Origin of the sequence: Azospirillum oryzae (genome assembly GCF_008364795.1) — a bacterium.
Classification (GTDB): domain Bacteria; phylum Pseudomonadota; class Alphaproteobacteria; order Azospirillales; family Azospirillaceae; genus Azospirillum; species Azospirillum oryzae.
This window is the reverse complement of the sequence record NZ_VTTM01000003.1, coordinates 384,418-399,507: the sequence shown is the minus strand read 5'-3', so window position 1 is coordinate 399,507 and position 15,090 is coordinate 384,418. Positions and strand designations below refer to the sequence as shown.

Here is a 15,090-nt window from a genome sequence, read left to right as displayed (position 1 = left end):
GAAAGAGATGCCTCCTCGAGGAGGCATCTCAAGGGTCATGCGCTCACTGGGTGTAAACGAGGTCGCTGATTTTGAATCGCTCCCCGTCGGTCAGCCGCTCAATGTCGGCACGGTACACGGCCTTAATCCAGTCGCCAACTTCGTCCCTGTAGACCATCAGGGCGGACTTGTAGCGAGCGTGCTCGGATCGAACCTTGTCGGTGTTCCCGCGGCTGAACAAGCGCCCAGTCCTGCCATCGTCCTTCACCTCGGCCAGCGCGATGTTGTCCTCCGACTTCCGCCGAGCATCCACCCCGATGACAAAGTCCGGGTAGTGCAGCCGTCCATTCGGCAGGACGATGGAAACCGCCCAGCGGGTATTTTCAACGTTGCGCAGCCACCACAAGACTGTCCCGGTCGTGTCAGCATCCAGCAAATCCGCGAACGCCCGCTCCTCACGGTTCATAGTTGACGGAAACACCCCATACACGGACTTTGCCGATCGTTGCAGAGTGCCCATTGCTTCGATGTGATCGGGAATGTCGACGTCCTGATGGATCTCGACCACGCTGGCGAGACAGGACCGGCAAGCGTCATGGAGGAGAGACGGCCGGGTCATTGCGATGAGATTCACCGCCCTGCGCAGGTCCTTCTCCTCGACCTCTTGCCCTCGGTCATCGAGCTCACGCCGGAGTCGACTGACCAATGCAGGCCTGAGTTCGCGCTCGTCGATGCCATCATTGAACCGGAAGGCCATCTGGGCTTCTTGAGCGATCCGGACATTGGAAATGGGAACGCTCTGTGTCCCGACCAACACCTCGTGGCCGAAGACTTCCTCCTCGGTCACGACCACCTTGCCCTTGGTACGGTTCACAAGGTTCACGACGGCATCGTCGATCTGAATGCGCTCGGCGATGCAGGCCACCAACCCGTCCATTGTGCGCGGTTTCACCTCGCGCGAGAGGCGCCGGGGGAACGTGATGTCGGTCCGCAGAGGATAGCGATGCACCTTGAAACTCGAAGTGCCAGGATCGGCGCTGGACAGCCTCTCCTTCCCGGCGCTGCGAACGAGGGACGGCTCGGGAGCCTCGAGAATGAAGTCGAGCGCCGACTGGACCCGGAGCGCCGCCGCGCGTTGCACCGTTTCCTTGGCGTGTCCGCCCGACGAATCGGGGTCCGATGTGGACTCCGGCTCTTCATGAACGTCTTCGTGGGCACTTGCGGCTTCCTGGGCGCCTTTGTCTCCTGAAGCCGGTGTGGGCGGAACCAGGAGTTCCGCGAAGCCGGACCGCGGATCGAAGAGGGCCGCCTTCGACGACCCGAAGTCAACAACCACGACGTTGTCGGTGACCGTTTCGATGCTGTCCTGAATGGTCTTGAGTTCCTCGGCCGCCGCAGTCATCGCAACCTGCTGGTCTGGGTTGGCGAGGAACACGTAGCCATGATCTAGGATATGGTTCGGCAGACGAGGCGGTTCCGACGCGAAGGCGTGCAGGTGCTGAACCCGGGGGTGGACGCGCATAATGCGCCCAAGAACCTGAAGGCCGAACTCCTCGCCCACCGATTTGCGCAGCGACACCAGCGTCCAAGCGCGCGGGGCGTCGAAGCCCGTCGCGGCCGCCATTTTGAAGATCAGAACTTCCTTGGTTTCGTCGTAGGCCAACGTATGGAAGTATGGGTCCGGCTCACTCGAGGTGTGCCAACCGATTGCCGAATCGGGAACCTTCAGCGTCTTCAGGAAGGTGACGACCTGCTTGACCCGGTCGTCCTCCCCCTCCTTGTCGTTCTCGACCTGGATCAGCAGCAACGGGGTGAGATCGACACCCTCGTCCTTTAAAGCGCGCTTGATGGCCAAGTGTCGCTCCCATCCGGCGTAGATGGCGACCTCTTCCATGTCGAACAGGTTCTTTTCCTTCTCCTCGGCCCGGAAGTGGACCGCGCGGACGCCAGGCTTGTTGAGGCAAGCCCGAACGACCTCCTCCCGGCCGACCTCTACGCGATTCGGCGTGCCGATGCGTGCGATCTTCGCGAATCGCTCGAGTTCCTCGTCCCGGGGCGTCGCGGTCGCAAGGATCGTGAAGTCCGGCTGGAGAACGTCGAGGTAGAACTCCGCTGCCCGTCGCGCACCGGTACCGAAGTTGAGGTGAGCCTCGTCGATGACCACGCCGATGTACCAGCCATCGGCGCGGAGGGCGGCGATGAACAGATCGACGCCCGCCAGCGTCTCCAGGTTCCTCCGGGCCTTCTTCGCGTCCTTCTTCGCGGATGCTACGCTGGCCCAAGTCGCAATGAAGACATCGCCATCTTTGGTTACCTTGAGGTGGCGGTCGGTCTTCAGGTCACGCATCCGAATGCTGCGGCACTGCGAGCGCAACGCGTCTTGCGTCTGCGTGACCAAGCCGGAATACGGTGTGAACCAGAACCAGCAAGTCTTTCGGGGCAGCCCGCCTACCATGCGTTCCAGCGTCCGGCCGACAGTGAGGGTCTTCCCGCTGCCTGTTGGCGCCCGCAGAAGGGTGACACCCTGCGCCTTGGCGATGTCCCGGCGCCGGTCGCGAGCAGCCTCTATTTTCGCTGCGGTGTCGCGCACGACGTTCAAAATGGTGTCCGACGCTTTCGTCTGAAATTTCCGGAGCGGCAGCAGGGACGGTCCTCCGACAAGGGAGGCGATAGCGGCTTCGGCGGTCATGCGTGGAACCTCTTCATGAACTCGTCCGGCACCGCTCGGACTTCGATGCTGTTGCTGCCACGGAACGCATCCACGACGAGGCCTGGCGTCCAGGTGTAGACAAAGACGCTGTGGTCGGCCGCGAGGCGGCGCAACATATCCTCGGCCTCTTGGGTGAACTTATTACAGTAGGCAACCGCCACCCGGTCGTCGGTGATGGCAGCGTTGACCACCCTGCCCGTGTCGAGCGGAACGATGGGCAGGTCATGCATCGCCAGGATGGAAACCCAGATCTGTTCCGGGGTGAAATCGTAAGCAATGTCTTCTAAGGCGATTCGCTCGGCTCGCAGGTACGCGAAGTCTCCGCCGAGTCCCTCGGTGCCGTTGAAGCCCCCGATGACCTTCCGGATCCGAGCAGCGCAGACATCGCGGCAAAGGTTTCGATTGGGGTCTTCGCCAGTTTTCTCGCGCGAGGAGACCAGGATGAACCGACGGTCGTCACCATCCTCAGCGTTTAGAGCCAATAAAGCATGGCCGGTCGTACCCGACCCGGCGAAGAAGTCGAGCACGATGTCCCCGTCGGATGCCACCTGCTTCAGCAGGTCGGTCATCAACGACAGCGGTTTTGGATAATCGAACACCTTCTCGCCGAACATCTTGTTCAGGAGCGTCGTTCCCTCTTCGCCCATGAGCGAGGACAATTCGATCAGACCGACTTCAGCACCGTGCTCATCCACCTTCGTGCGAACCCAGCTGGAGACTGGGCTGAACTCCGACTTGAGCTCGGACTTGTGGCGCCGGTATTTGGGGCTGCCCCAGCCGACAGTTTTGCCGACCCAGAATTCAAGGTTTGGCAATCCCTGACGGAGTACCGGGACACCCCCACGGAACGGCACGTCACGACGGTCGATGGCGTCGAGAAGTTCGTCCATCGTATTCCAGACGGCTGTGCGCTCACCAACGGGAAAGATCACCTTGTTATCGGCAATCAGATCCTCCATCGACGCCTTCTTGAGCTTCTGCCCCTTCTTCAGGAACTGCTTGCTCCCGAAACGCCACACACCGTTTGGATTGCAAGGATACCAGATGCCCGTCTTGGGATCGTGAAGTGGATAGTAAGCGTTGCCCGCGCGCTTATCGGTGTACTTGACGGAGACCGTCAGGTTGTCGGCGAACCAGTCGCCTCGCGGGTCGTTGTCCGAATTGGAATAATGCGCGAGTGCCTTCCGGTTGCCCCCGAAGCGGAACTTCGGACCGCCGTAAACTAGGACGTGCTCGTGGTTGACCGAGAAATAGCAATCTCCGGCATCGTTCCCGCCGATGCGTGAGCGCCAAACGAAGCTCCCCTTGCGCATTCCGGGGAAGACCTCTTCCATCAGCAGATCCAGCTTCGACCGGTTATCGTCGCTGATAGAGACGAGAACGACGCCGTCCTCGGTCAGAAGGTCGCGAGCGAGCATCAGACGCTGGTAAAGCCACTCCAGCCAAGTCGATTGCGGGTACCGGTCATCGGGGCAGCCGAAGTCATCGTTGTAGACCCAATCCTTGTTGCCGGTGTTGTACGGGGGGTCGATGTAGATGACCTTGATCCGGCCGGTGTGGGTCACCCTCAGCCAGCGAAGGGCGTCGTAATTGTCCCCTTCAATGATCAGGTTTCGGTATGGCGCGCCTCCGGCACAACTATCAGAATCGGCGAGGTTCATCGTCACGAAGTCAGCGTTCATGGCGGAGTCCGGCAGGTGGTCCCTGCGCTCCCAAACCAAACCGAGCTTGCTCTGCGCATCGCGTTTCACGAGCAAGTTGACCAATTGCTCGTGCGACAAATCCGTGTACTTCAAGTCAGCCCCCTTAGCGGCGCATTCTCTCCAGCGCGCAATGCGCGCATGGAGTATCATCGCCCGGCCGAAGTACACCTATCAAGCATATCAGCACAACAAAAATGTAGACTTAAAGATGTGCATCTGTTCATAAAAAGCGTTGACAGTGCAGCAAGCATGCTAGAGTTCTCGCATTTGCGAGTGACGAGCCGGTCACCGGCAGGAATGAAGCTAACGCCTGAGACCATATCGAATGCATGATGGCGCGCCCTCCGTACCGGGGAGGCTCCTGCGCACCTCCGCCGACGGAACCCTGGTGGAAATGCTGACCAACCTCGGCCGTGTCCTGCCCGTCGGCTGCCGCCCGGACCTCTGATGCCCGCTCAACATGTCGACAGGAGAACATCCAATGGAAACGGTCGAGAATAAACTGCTGCCGGTTATCTGATCCTGACGGACACCGAGGGACGGCGCTAAGCGGACCGCAAAACTGGCTCTTCAGCGACCTTGCTGTTGCAGCCTCAAGGTATCGGGAAGTTAACCCAATTTTCGACAGCTCCGAAAACTCGCCATCCGAACCTATACAGACCGAAAGCTGCATGTTGTGAGGAAGGCATAATAGATATACTGCCCTAAATTTTTAAGAACCCCGCATCCTACGCGCGACTAATTGCTTCAAGATTTCTATGCTCCAGACTTAGACACCTTGGTCATGATCGCGTGCGTGTTGGGTACGACCTCCGACAGCTTGCTGATCTACGACAAGGGTTCAGAACCCGACCAAGTCAGGACTGTTCTTGAGGCGTGGTTTCTTTCTGCTGCACATGCTCTGGTAAGGCTTTGGTGTTTTTCACTTGAGGGCGGCGAGAGGGGGAGGTGACAGGCACCTCCCCCTCTGAGGTAGCCGAGCCCTGCCTCGCCGAGGCTTGACATGCCAGAACACGCCCTGCCGGACCCGAGCTTACAATTTCTGTATTCGCCACGGCCTCTACAGAAAACCGGCCATAGCGGGGGCGGAAATCTCCAATACCGAGGAGATCGCCTCCTAATTTCAGCCACTCCTCGATAGAATTCTCGTCAACAACTGAGGGAAGGAATTTGATTTCTATAGTCGCTTGCCAATTTGGAAACGCCGGTCGGGTACGCATAACACGCCCTTTTGGCGTCCGAACGGGCATGCGCAACTGGAACCTGGGGTCTTTCCAGAGATCGTCCAGCGAGCTTGGCCCTTCGTAAACGAGCGGCGCATTGGCCGTGCAGATGAGGCCTGACCGGGCGTGCCCACCACGCTTCCGGGTGCGGGCCGCGGCAGCGATCATCCCCTCAATGACATGAGCGGGGATGCACGGCCGCCCATCATCCACCCAGACACTGCCGTGCCATTCGACTTGGGCCAAGCGTTCATGGTCGCTGATCGTCTTGTGTCGCTTTCCTGCGATGGCCGAGATTTCGCGTGAGTAGTCGTCCAGAGGATCGACAAGGCGGCTGTTGCGCATCAACAGCGGTGCAACTCCGCGAAGGCGGAAGCGCAAGGTTTCAGAGAACAACATGGCGCCATCCAGAGGTGCTGTCGATCAGCTGACGCTCCATGGGAGCGCCGACAGGAATGATGGGCGGCAGCCGCTTTCTCGAATATTTCCGTTTTCTGAGTTCTGCCGTAACCATTTCATGACAGTCATGGCAGAGCGTCGTGAGGTCAGAAACACTCTCCCGCCCCAGTCGAACGTATGTCCGGTGGTGCACCGTCAATCTTTGCTGCCGGTTACAGAGCCGACAACGGCCACCAGACAGCCTGAGCTCGGCTAGCCGGGCTGGGTTGGTCGACCACGCCGGGCTCTGAATGTACTTGCTGTACCGAGAGCTTCCCAACATCACCCCCATCAATTGGTGGACGCCGGTGCCGAGTCGCATGCCTTCTCTCCGCGACAAACCTATGTACCGCTTCGAAACAGGGTCAAGCAAGCATGAATCTTCTTATATGAGAAGATTAGTTCTTCTGAGAGAACCCATCTAGTGCGCCTGCATCTTCCGTTGGACATTCAGTCCCAACTGGGAATCTTTAGGCGCATGTTACCGAGCGCTAGCCAGATCCGGGCGGGGCGCGGGTTGCTCGGATGGTCTCGGACCGAACTCGCGTCCAGGGCCAGTGTTTCGAGCAAAACGCTCCAACTCATCGAAGACGAGGCGGTAAACCCGCGCGCTTCAACTCTTGAAGCGCTTGGCCGTGCCCTTGCCAAGGGCGGTGTTCTGTTTCTTACCCACAGCAAGTCAGGCGGCGAAGGCGTCCGACTTGCCCTGTCCAAAGATTCCGATCTCGAATAGCGCTCGGGCTCGCTTCAGGTCACAGGTAGGTTCTGCGCAGCCGTAGGGCGTTAGCAACCACGGATACCGAGCTCAACGCCATCGTGAAGGCGGCGATCACCGGCGACAGGGTCCAGCCGAACAGTGTGTATAAGACGCCCGCCGTGACCGGCGCGCCGAGCGCGTTGAGATGAACGCCAGAACCGGCATCTGCCAGATGTTCGCCTGATCGCCCGGTTCAGCACGCTGGTTATTGAGCCAAGCTAGTGCGCCGAACCAAACAGATCGTGTTGTTCTACAAACGATTCGATCTGTCCGGCGCACCACCAGGCGACCAACTCTTTCGGTGCATTTTCCCGCTTGCCGCATCATGGTGTCCGGCGGCAATGATGATGCCGCTTGCGGCGCTCCGGGAGGATCGGGTTCGTGCTTATCATATTTGCAGGACTGCCGGGGGTCGGCAAAAGTACCATCGCGCAACAGGTGGCGGCCTGCATCGGGGCGATTTATCTCAGAATCGATTCCATTGAGCAGGCCATCCAGTCATCTGGCATCCTGCTTCCCGGCGCAGACGTGGGGCCGTCTGGTTACATGGCGGCCTACTGTATCGCGGCCGACAATCTGCACTTGGGGCAGTTCGTCATCGCGGACTCGGTCAACCCCCTTAGGATCACGCGCGACGCCTATCGGGACGTCGCGGTGAAGGCTGGTGCCGGATTCATCGAAGTCGAAATTGTCTGTTCCGACCCGGTGATTCACCGCCACCGGTTGGAAACCCGGCCTCCGGGAGTCGAAGGCCTAAAGTCGCCGACCTGGGAGCAGGTTAAAACGCGTCCCTATGAAGCTTGGGACCGTACGCGCCTGCAACTCGACACCGCGCTTTTGCCGGTCGCGCGAAGTGTGGAGTTGATATTGGATGCCGTGTCAGCCGTCGGTCTGCGAAAGGTGCGTATCTGACGCCCGCTTCGCTTTGTTGACGCTGGCGATGATGCGGTCTGGATCAGCGGTCCAGATGAAGCGCTTGGCCGTCCGGTTGTGCTTGGCAATGAAGCGGTAGATGGCGGCCTGAAGGTCCACGATCCCACGGAAGCTGCCTCGGCGCAGGCGCTTTTGGGTCAGTTTGGAGAAGAACCCCTCCACCGCGTTCAGCCACGACGCCGAGGTCGGCGTGAAGTGGAAGACCCAGCGTGGGTGCGTCTCCAACCACGCGCGGACCTTGGGATGTTTGTGGTTGGCGTAGTTGTCTAGGATCACGTGCACGACCTTGCCGACCGGCACCGCCGCCTCGACGGCGTTGGGAAAGCGGATGAACTCCTGATGCCGGTGGCGGGCCGCGCACTGGCCAAGCACGGTGCCGTCCAGCACGTTCAGTGCTGCGAACAGCGTCGTCGTGCCATGGCGGGTGTAGTCGTGGGTCTGCGTGGCGGGTTGACCCTTGGCCAGCGGCATCCCCGGCTGGGTGCGCTCAAGGGCTTGAATCTGGGACTTCTCATCGACCGACAGCACCAGCGCGTGCTGCGGCGGGTCCATGTACAGCCCGACCACGTCCTGGACCTTCTCGACGAACTTGGGATCGCGCGAGAGCTTGAAGGTGCGCACCCGATGCGGCTTGAGGCCGTGAGCGCGCCAGATCCGGCGCACGGTGGTGCCGCTCACCCCGCTGGCGGCCGCCATCGTGCGGCTGCTCCAGTGTGTGGCTTCGCCGGGCGGCTCCTGGAGCGTCATCTCCACTACGCGCTCGACCACCTCCGGCGCCAAAGGTGGGATGCGCGACGGCCGCATCTTGTCGCGCACCAGCCCGTCCATGCCCTGCTCCTGAACGCGGCGTTGCCAGCGGTGCACGGTCGGCAAGGCGACGCCGACCTCCCGGGCAATGGCGCCGTTCAGGCGCATGCCGTCGCTCAGCGGAGCAATCCGGACGCGCGGCACCAGCTTCTGCGGCATGTTGCCGCTGCGGACAAGTGCCTCGAACCGATTCCGGTCGGCAGGCGCCAGCTTCAGGTCAATGGCCCACTGCGAGACATCCATGCCCTACAGCCTGCCAGCATCCTTTGTAGAACGTAGCTGCCCGTTCGGCGCGGACTACTAGGCACTCGTCTTGAAAGCCCCCGGCGAAAAAGAGGCGCAGGTATTACGTGGCACCCCCTTCGGCGAAACAGACGAAAACTTGGCTTGGTAGGCGGCTGAAGCCGTGTCGTCGCTCGGCAACCCTTTCTAAAACTTGATTGCCGCAGGAACGAAACAGGAACAATATCCTGAAGCCGACAATGGGAAGGAAGCAGTGTCAGACAGACAGATCGTATCTCTTGAGCGAACTGTATGAGGACGGGACCGACCGTTTCGTGACGCTGTCCTGCGGGCAGTTCCTGCCGGTGCCCCGCGCGCTTATCGAAGTCCTTGAGGAATTGAACTGACCAGCTTGCCAACGTTCCAACCGGCTCGAAAGACAACTCCATGGCTCCAGCGAGCGACATGAGCAGCGGATTCACCACGAAGCTCCATGGCCCCACGGTGATGGATTCAGGCTTGGATGCAGCGGTCCGCGACGAAACGCCTGACGACCCAGCAGAGGCAGCGGCTTTCGAACTCCTCCGCCGCGCACTGGACGCTGCACCGCAGCAGAAGGAAATGTTGGCGGCCAACGAGCCCATGGCCGTGATTGTCGAGGTTCCCGCGGCTGAGTGGGTTGATCTCATATCTATAGTCTGGGGCGAACTGGTCTGGCCGGATCTAATCAGAGGCGCAACCGGTGATGCCTTAAAGCGGTCATTCGGTTGGGAGCCATTCGAGGGCTCCTGCTGGGTGGCATACAGCCGCGACGGTACTGAGCAGCATCATCGGCCGGACGTGGGGAACGAGGGGGTATCAGCGATTCTCGGTGCAGGATGCTCGGTCGTGGGATTTAGCCAGTCGCCCGAACGACACCTTCCACGTGCCCTGATCCAGGTCGCCGAAATTCGTGTCGTTGTCCCACAGATGAACAGAGAGGCTTTGACCATGGTGGTCGGCATGCTGACCGGCTGTCGTCCATCGGTTGAGATCCCCGATCGACTACACAGCTTGATCACCATTGAGGCCCTGCGTTTGGCTTGGCGCCCCGACCGGAACGCGGATGCCTATGCGGCTCGCTTGCTGCGGCTTCTCGAGCGCAAGGCCAATCTTCGTCCTCAGCTGACCCTGGACCAGATGCATGGAATGGATGAGGCGGTCGCCTGGGGAACAGCGCTGGCGCGCGATCTCGCGGAATTCCGGCGCGGTTGTCTACCTTGGTCGACAGTCGACCGTGGCGCCCTGCTGTTCGGTCCACCCGGCACAGGCAAGACGACTTTCGCAAGGGCTCTGGCAGGGACGTGTGGCGTTCCGCTGATCTGCGGTTCCTTGTACCAGTGGCAGGCAGCTGGACACTTGGGCGACATGCTCAAGGCGATGCGTGCGACCTTCAACGAGGCGCGCGCCATGGCTCCGAGCATCCTGTTCATCGACGAGATCGACTCGTTCGGTGATCGGGCTTCCTTCATGCATGAATACAGGGATTACAGCACCCAGGTCGTAAACGGCTTCCTTGAAGAGCTCGACGGTGTCGGAGGACGTGAAGGCGTTGTCGTGGTCGGCGCCTGCAACACGCCGGATCGCATGGATCCGGCCATCCTCCGGTCGGGGCGGCTTGACCGAGCCATTCTTGTTCCGCGACCGAACCAGGAAGCGCTGGAGAGGATCCTTCGGCACCATCTTGGTGGTGACCTTCCGAACGTCGACCTTGCCGCCGCAGCGTTGCTGGCCCTGGGCGGCACCGGCGCTGACTGCGAGCGCTGGGTGCGCTGTGCTCGGAGACATGCCCGTCATAGCAGCCGAGCAATGACAGGAGACGACCTGCTGGAGGAGATCCGCGGGACACGGCATGCCCGATCCACCGAAGAGGTCTACCGTTACGCCATTCATGAGGCTGGGCACGCACTGGTGCTGGCAGTCGAGCGTCCGGGCGCCTTGGTCATCGCTTCGATCCGAGAAACCGGAGATGCCCAAGGTGGTGTCGTGTCCGACCGTAGGCACCGGGGGCTTATGACACGCAAGGAGATTGCCGGAGAGCTCCGAATGCTGTTGGGCGGTCGTGCGGCCGAGGAGGTGGTCTTCGGCGACGTGTCGGCTGGAGCGGGCGGCAGCGCGGACAGTGACTTGGCACGGGCGACTGCTCTGGCGGTTTCGGCACTACACGCCTATGGACTTGACGATGGTGAAGATGGGCTGCTCTGGCGCGGCATGCCAACACCGGATGCATTGGCGGCGATGCTTACTGCCCGCCCAGACCTAGGCAGGCGCATCACCGCTATGTTGGCGACCGCCTATGCCGAGGCCAAAGACCTGATCACCATTCGCCGCAAAGATCTGGATGCCGTGGCCCAACTGTTGATCGATCGGGAGACGGTTGGCGGCAGGGAGATCGACGCGTTGGTCAGCGACATGCGGATCTGACCGGCCGGTGTGTATCAGGCCTCAGTCCGTTTGGCCGGAAACGAGCGCTTGGCACTGGACCTTGTGAAAAGCAGCATTTATCGGCCGCTGCTGGGACGCCAAATAGGAGATGTCCGGGATGGCCCAGCGCCTGGATCGAGGAGGTCTCGTCGCCATGAGCTTCCCCAGCCGACAGAAGGCATCACGATGCCGGGGCGGACCCAGAGTCGACCGGTGCGCACGCTGCGGTCGGCGCCCGGACCAAGTATGGTTCGGACCCAATGCTCTGGATGGGCGGGACTGGTGGTTGATTTTCGAAATCGTAACGCTCTGCCCGGATTGCGTGGCTCGGTTGTGGCGCCGAGCGCCTGAGAAGGCGGACTGGGGTGACTATGAACAAGTCTGGGCGATGCTGCTGCGCGATGCCGGTCTACTGGATGACCGACAACGACGACCTCCCGGCACACCAACCATGCTCGACTGAGACCACCTTCTGCTCCCGGTGGGAAAGCCTCCTCCGGAGGATCGTGTCTGTGCATCGACGACTGGGCCGGAACCCGACACGTTCCGATGCACGAAGTCCTCGTCGGGCCGGTGACTGAAGCTCGCTGGATAGGGGGGAAGGTGGCCGCAGAACAGAATGCTGCGGCGCGGCGTAAATTTTCTTCATTCATATCAATGTATTATCTTGGGAAAACCGGTAGAATCATAGACTCTAAAGAGGGACCGCTGACGGTTAGGCAACTCTCGAGTTGTGCGCGCTTGGCGCACCGGCCACCCCCTTTGCTTTCACGGGTTCAAGGCCTGTACCACCCTTGGGCAAGATGAAGACCTTCCCACAACGGTCAGGCCGACTTTGCTAGAAGCCATTCCTTCAGCTTCGACCACCGGCGCCCTTCCTGCCGTGCCCGAACCGCCATCCCGAGCGCCTTCCGCTGCCCCACGATGACTACCAGTCGCTTCCCGCGGGTGACGCCGGTGTAGACGAGATTGCGCCTGAGCATGCTCCAGTGCTGCATCGCCAGCGGGATGACGACGGCCGGGTATTCCGAGCCCTGGCTCTTGTGGATCGTCGTCGCGTAGGCCAGTGATACCCGGTCGAGCTCGCCGAAGTCGTAGGGAACCTCCCGGCCGTCGAAGTCGATCAGCAGTTCGCTGTTCTCCGGATCCATGGCGGTGATGACGCCCAGGTCGCCGTTGTAGACCTCCTTCTCGTAGTCGTTCTCGGTTTGCATCACCTTGTCGCCAACGCAGTAGGTCCAGCCGAAGCGCTCCACCCGGACATCGCCCGGCGGGTTCAGGACCGCCTGGAGTTCCACGTTCAACGACCGGGCGCCGAGGCCCCCGCGGTTCATCGGACAGAGCACCTGGACATCGCGCACGGGGTCGAGGCCGAAGCGCTTCGGGATCCTGTTCCGAACGACTTCGATGACCTTGCGAACACCGTTCTCGGGTTCTGCCGCCTCGACGAAGTAGAAGTCCGAGCCCTCTATGGGTGTCAGATCCGGCATCTGGCCCTGATTGATGCGGTGGGCATTGACGATGATGCGGCTAGCCGCCGCCTGTCGGAAGACCTCGGTCAGGCGCACCACGGGCACGGCGCCGGAAGCGATCACGTCGGCGAGCACCTGCCCCGGCCCCACCGACGGCAACTGGTCGACATCGCCGACCAAGACGAGGGCCGACCTGTCGGGGGTCGCCTTCAGCAGCGCGTTCATCAGCGGCACGTCCACCATGGACGTCTCGTCGACGACGAGCAGATCGCATTCCAACCGGTTCTCCTCGCTGTGCTTGAAGCTTCCGGCAGCCGGGTCGAAGGCGAGCATCCGGTGGATGGTCCTGGCCTCCAGCCCGGTGCTCTCCGAGAGCCGCTTGGCCGCCCGGCCGGTCGGGGCGCACAGCAGGATGCGGATGTGCTTGGCGGCCAGAATTTTCAGGATGGAATTCACCAGGGTCGTCTTGCCAACGCCCGGGCCGCCGGTGATGACCATGACCTTGGAGGCCAGAGCAAGCCGGACAGCCTCCCGCTGGCTCGGCGCCAGCGTCAGTCCCGTCTTTCCCTCCACCCACTCCAGCGCCTTCTGCATGTCGATGGCGGGCCAGGGCAGCGTCCCGGCCGCAAGTCCCCGTAACCGGGCGGCGATGGCCTGCTCGGCCCGGTACAGTCCGGCCAGGAAGACGCAGTCCCTGCCCTCCAACTGATCGGCGATGACGGCCCCGTCACGAAGCTCGTCCGTCAGCGCCTCGGCCACCAGATCGGTGGCGACCTCCAGGAGTTCGCTGGCCAGCTTCTCCAGGTCCTCCACCGGCAGGCCGCAGTGCCCCTCGTCCATAGCCTCGGCCAGCGCATAGCCGATGCCTGCCCGGACGCGGACCATGGCCGTCTTCTCGATGCCCAGCTTGGCCGCGATGGCATCAGCGGTCTTGAAGCCGATGCCACGGATGTCCCTGGCCAGCCGGTATGGGTTCTCGGTGATGAGTTGGATCGCCTCCTGCCCGTAGGTCTTGTAGATGCGGACCGCCCTGGAGGTCCCGACGCCGTTGGCGTGCAGGAACAGCATGATCTCCCTGATCGCCCGCTGGTCGGCCCATCCTTTGACGATGCGGTCGGCCCGCCTGGGCCCGATGCCCGTGACCTCTTGCAGGCGACCGGGCTCGGCCTCGATGACGTCGAACACGGCCTCGCCGAATGCCTTCACCAGCTTCTTCGCGTAGACCGGGCCGATGCCCTTGATCATCCCAGATCCCAGGTACTTCTCGATGCCCTCCAGCGTGGTCGGCTGGGTTGCCTTCAGGAAGGTGGCCTTGAATTGGAGGCCGTGGGTGCGATCGTTGACCCAGCTGCCGCTCGCCTGGATCCATTCCCCGGCCGAGATCATCGCCGCATGGCCGACGACGACAACCAAGTCCCGATGTCCGCGGACCTTCACCCGGAGCACGCAAAAGCCGGTCTCGGCGCTGTGAAAGGTCACGCGCTCCACCAGCCCTGCCAGGGACTCCGTCGATGACGCGATGGCTTGCCCGCTCATGCCGGGATTGTGCTGGATTCCCGACCGCCGGGCCAGTCGCACTTGCGAAAACGATCATGCTGCTGAAGTGAGCGCCACGGCATCCGCACCGGCCGCAAGACGCATCGGACAGGATGGATCGTTCGCCACGCGCCACACCGCTTCCGCGACGTCGAGTGCCCGAGTGACAGTGGTGGACTGTTGCCAAGCTGCGAAGACGCTCTGCGCCATAGGCGCATACGGCTCGGGGATGTGGATGCGGGAACGAGCGCTTTCACCGAACGACGTCTCCGGCGCCCGTCCCGGAAGCACCAGGTGTGCACGTACGCCGAAAGGCTCCAACTCCAACGCCAAGGACTCGGTGAAGGCGTTCACCGCCGCCTTGCTGGCCGTGTAGACCGACAGAAGGTGCAGTGGCTTGAGGGTCACACTGGATGTGACGTTGATTATCACGCCGGACCTCCGCTCGCGAAACTGCGGCAGTACCGCCTGCGTCATAGCCATCGTGCCGAAGGTGTTCGTCTCGAAGACCTCGCGTGCCGTCTCCATCGGGACGCCCTCCAGGGCGCCCAGCAAGCCAATCCCCGCATTGTTGACCAGGACATCGATCGGCCCGGCCTCGTTCACGGCTCGGCGGATGCTGTCGGCATCCATTACATCCAGGGAGACGATGCGCAGTCGCTCGGAACGGGGCTGAAGGTCCTCGCGCGGCGTGCGCATGGTGGCGATGACCGTCCAGTCGCGATCAAGGAAGTAACGTGCCGTTTCCAGGCCGAATCCGGACGAACATCCAGTGATGAGAATGGTCTTCATGAGCATGTTCCTGTCGATGAATCGATCAACCAACCATAGACGGTCCCGCCCGGAC

The 15,090-nt window shown here is 61.6% G+C and carries 9 protein-coding genes; 2 read left to right on the top strand and 7 right to left on the bottom strand.

Features of this window, described 5'->3' with window-relative positions:
* Positions 1 to 43: 43 nt before the first annotated feature.
* The 4 genes from FZ938_RS13275 to FZ938_RS31540 form a co-directional block, all read right to left on the bottom strand.
* The gene (locus tag FZ938_RS13275) at positions 44 to 2,668 is read right to left on the bottom strand and encodes a DEAD/DEAH box helicase family protein (RefSeq protein ID WP_149198958.1); all 2,625 of its coding nucleotides are present in this window, start codon (positions 2,666 to 2,668) and stop codon (positions 44 to 46) included.
* Positions 2,665 to 4,485 (bottom strand): site-specific DNA-methyltransferase, encoded by a 1,821-nt coding sequence (locus FZ938_RS13270; protein ID WP_174757082.1) that lies wholly within the window; start codon positions 4,483 to 4,485, stop codon positions 2,665 to 2,667. Before FZ938_RS13270 ends, FZ938_RS13275 begins: the two co-directional genes overlap by 4 nt.
* A 764-nt stretch (positions 4,486 to 5,249) precedes the next feature.
* The gene (locus FZ938_RS13265) at positions 5,250 to 6,014 is read right to left on the bottom strand and encodes a hypothetical protein (RefSeq protein WP_149198956.1); all 765 of its coding nucleotides are present in this window, start codon (positions 6,012 to 6,014) and stop codon (positions 5,250 to 5,252) included.
* A complete protein-coding gene (locus FZ938_RS31540) occupies positions 6,001 to 6,336 on the bottom strand; it encodes an HNH endonuclease (RefSeq protein ID WP_425492005.1) in 336 nt (111 codons plus the stop codon). The genes FZ938_RS13265 and FZ938_RS31540 overlap by 14 nt, the downstream gene beginning before the upstream one ends.
* A gap of 855 nt (positions 6,337 to 7,191) precedes the next feature.
* Between FZ938_RS31540 and FZ938_RS13250 the strand changes: the two genes are divergently transcribed.
* Positions 7,192 to 7,722, top strand: a complete 531-nt coding sequence (locus FZ938_RS13250; protein ID WP_149198953.1) for a P-loop nucleotide/nucleoside kinase family protein — start codon at positions 7,192 to 7,194, stop codon at positions 7,720 to 7,722.
* On the opposite strand, the gene FZ938_RS13245 is transcribed toward FZ938_RS13250, so the two are convergent.
* The gene (locus tag FZ938_RS13245) at positions 7,690 to 8,793 is read right to left on the bottom strand and encodes an IS630 family transposase (protein ID WP_149198952.1); all 1,104 of its coding nucleotides are present in this window, start codon (positions 8,791 to 8,793) and stop codon (positions 7,690 to 7,692) included. The genes FZ938_RS13250 and FZ938_RS13245 overlap by 33 nt on opposite strands.
* Positions 8,794 to 9,237: 444 nt before the next feature.
* Between FZ938_RS13245 and FZ938_RS13240 the strand changes: the two genes are divergently transcribed.
* The gene (locus FZ938_RS13240; RefSeq protein WP_174757081.1) at positions 9,238 to 11,235 is read left to right on the top strand and encodes an AAA family ATPase; all 1,998 of its coding nucleotides are present in this window, start codon (positions 9,238 to 9,240) and stop codon (positions 11,233 to 11,235) included.
* Between the two features lie 824 nt (positions 11,236 to 12,059).
* On the opposite strand, the gene recD2 is transcribed toward FZ938_RS13240, so the two are convergent.
* Together recD2 and FZ938_RS13230 are read right to left on the bottom strand one after the other, a co-directional pair.
* A complete protein-coding gene (gene recD2 / locus FZ938_RS13235) occupies positions 12,060 to 14,243 on the bottom strand; it encodes an SF1B family DNA helicase RecD2 (protein WP_149198950.1) in 2,184 nt (727 codons plus the stop codon).
* 54 nt (positions 14,244 to 14,297) lie between these two features.
* On the bottom strand, positions 14,298 to 15,035 hold the full coding sequence (locus tag FZ938_RS13230) for an SDR family oxidoreductase (protein ID WP_149198949.1): 738 nt from the start codon (positions 15,033 to 15,035) through the stop codon (positions 14,298 to 14,300).
* Positions 15,036 to 15,090 lie beyond the last annotated feature (55 nt).

Excerpts from the sequence above, each read along its gene's own strand:
- FZ938_RS31540 (WP_425492005.1), bottom strand. The coding sequence starts at position 6,336 with ATGTTGGGAAGCTCTCGGTACAGCAAGTACATTCAGAGCCCGGCGTGG.
- FZ938_RS13240 (WP_174757081.1), top strand. The coding sequence starts at position 9,238 with ATGAGCAGCGGATTCACCACGAAGCTCCATGGCCCCACGGTGATGGAT.
- recD2 (WP_149198950.1), bottom strand. The coding sequence starts at position 14,243 with ATGAGCGGGCAAGCCATCGCGTCATCGACGGAGTCCCTGGCAGGGCTG.
- FZ938_RS13275 (WP_149198958.1), bottom strand. The coding sequence starts at position 2,668 with ATGACCGCCGAAGCCGCTATCGCCTCCCTTGTCGGAGGACCGTCCCTG.
- FZ938_RS13265 (WP_149198956.1), bottom strand. The coding sequence starts at position 6,014 with ATGTTGTTCTCTGAAACCTTGCGCTTCCGCCTTCGCGGAGTTGCACCG.
- FZ938_RS13245 (WP_149198952.1), bottom strand. The coding sequence starts at position 8,793 with ATGGATGTCTCGCAGTGGGCCATTGACCTGAAGCTGGCGCCTGCCGAC.
- FZ938_RS13230 (WP_149198949.1), bottom strand. The coding sequence starts at position 15,035 with ATGAAGACCATTCTCATCACTGGATGTTCGTCCGGATTCGGCCTGGAA.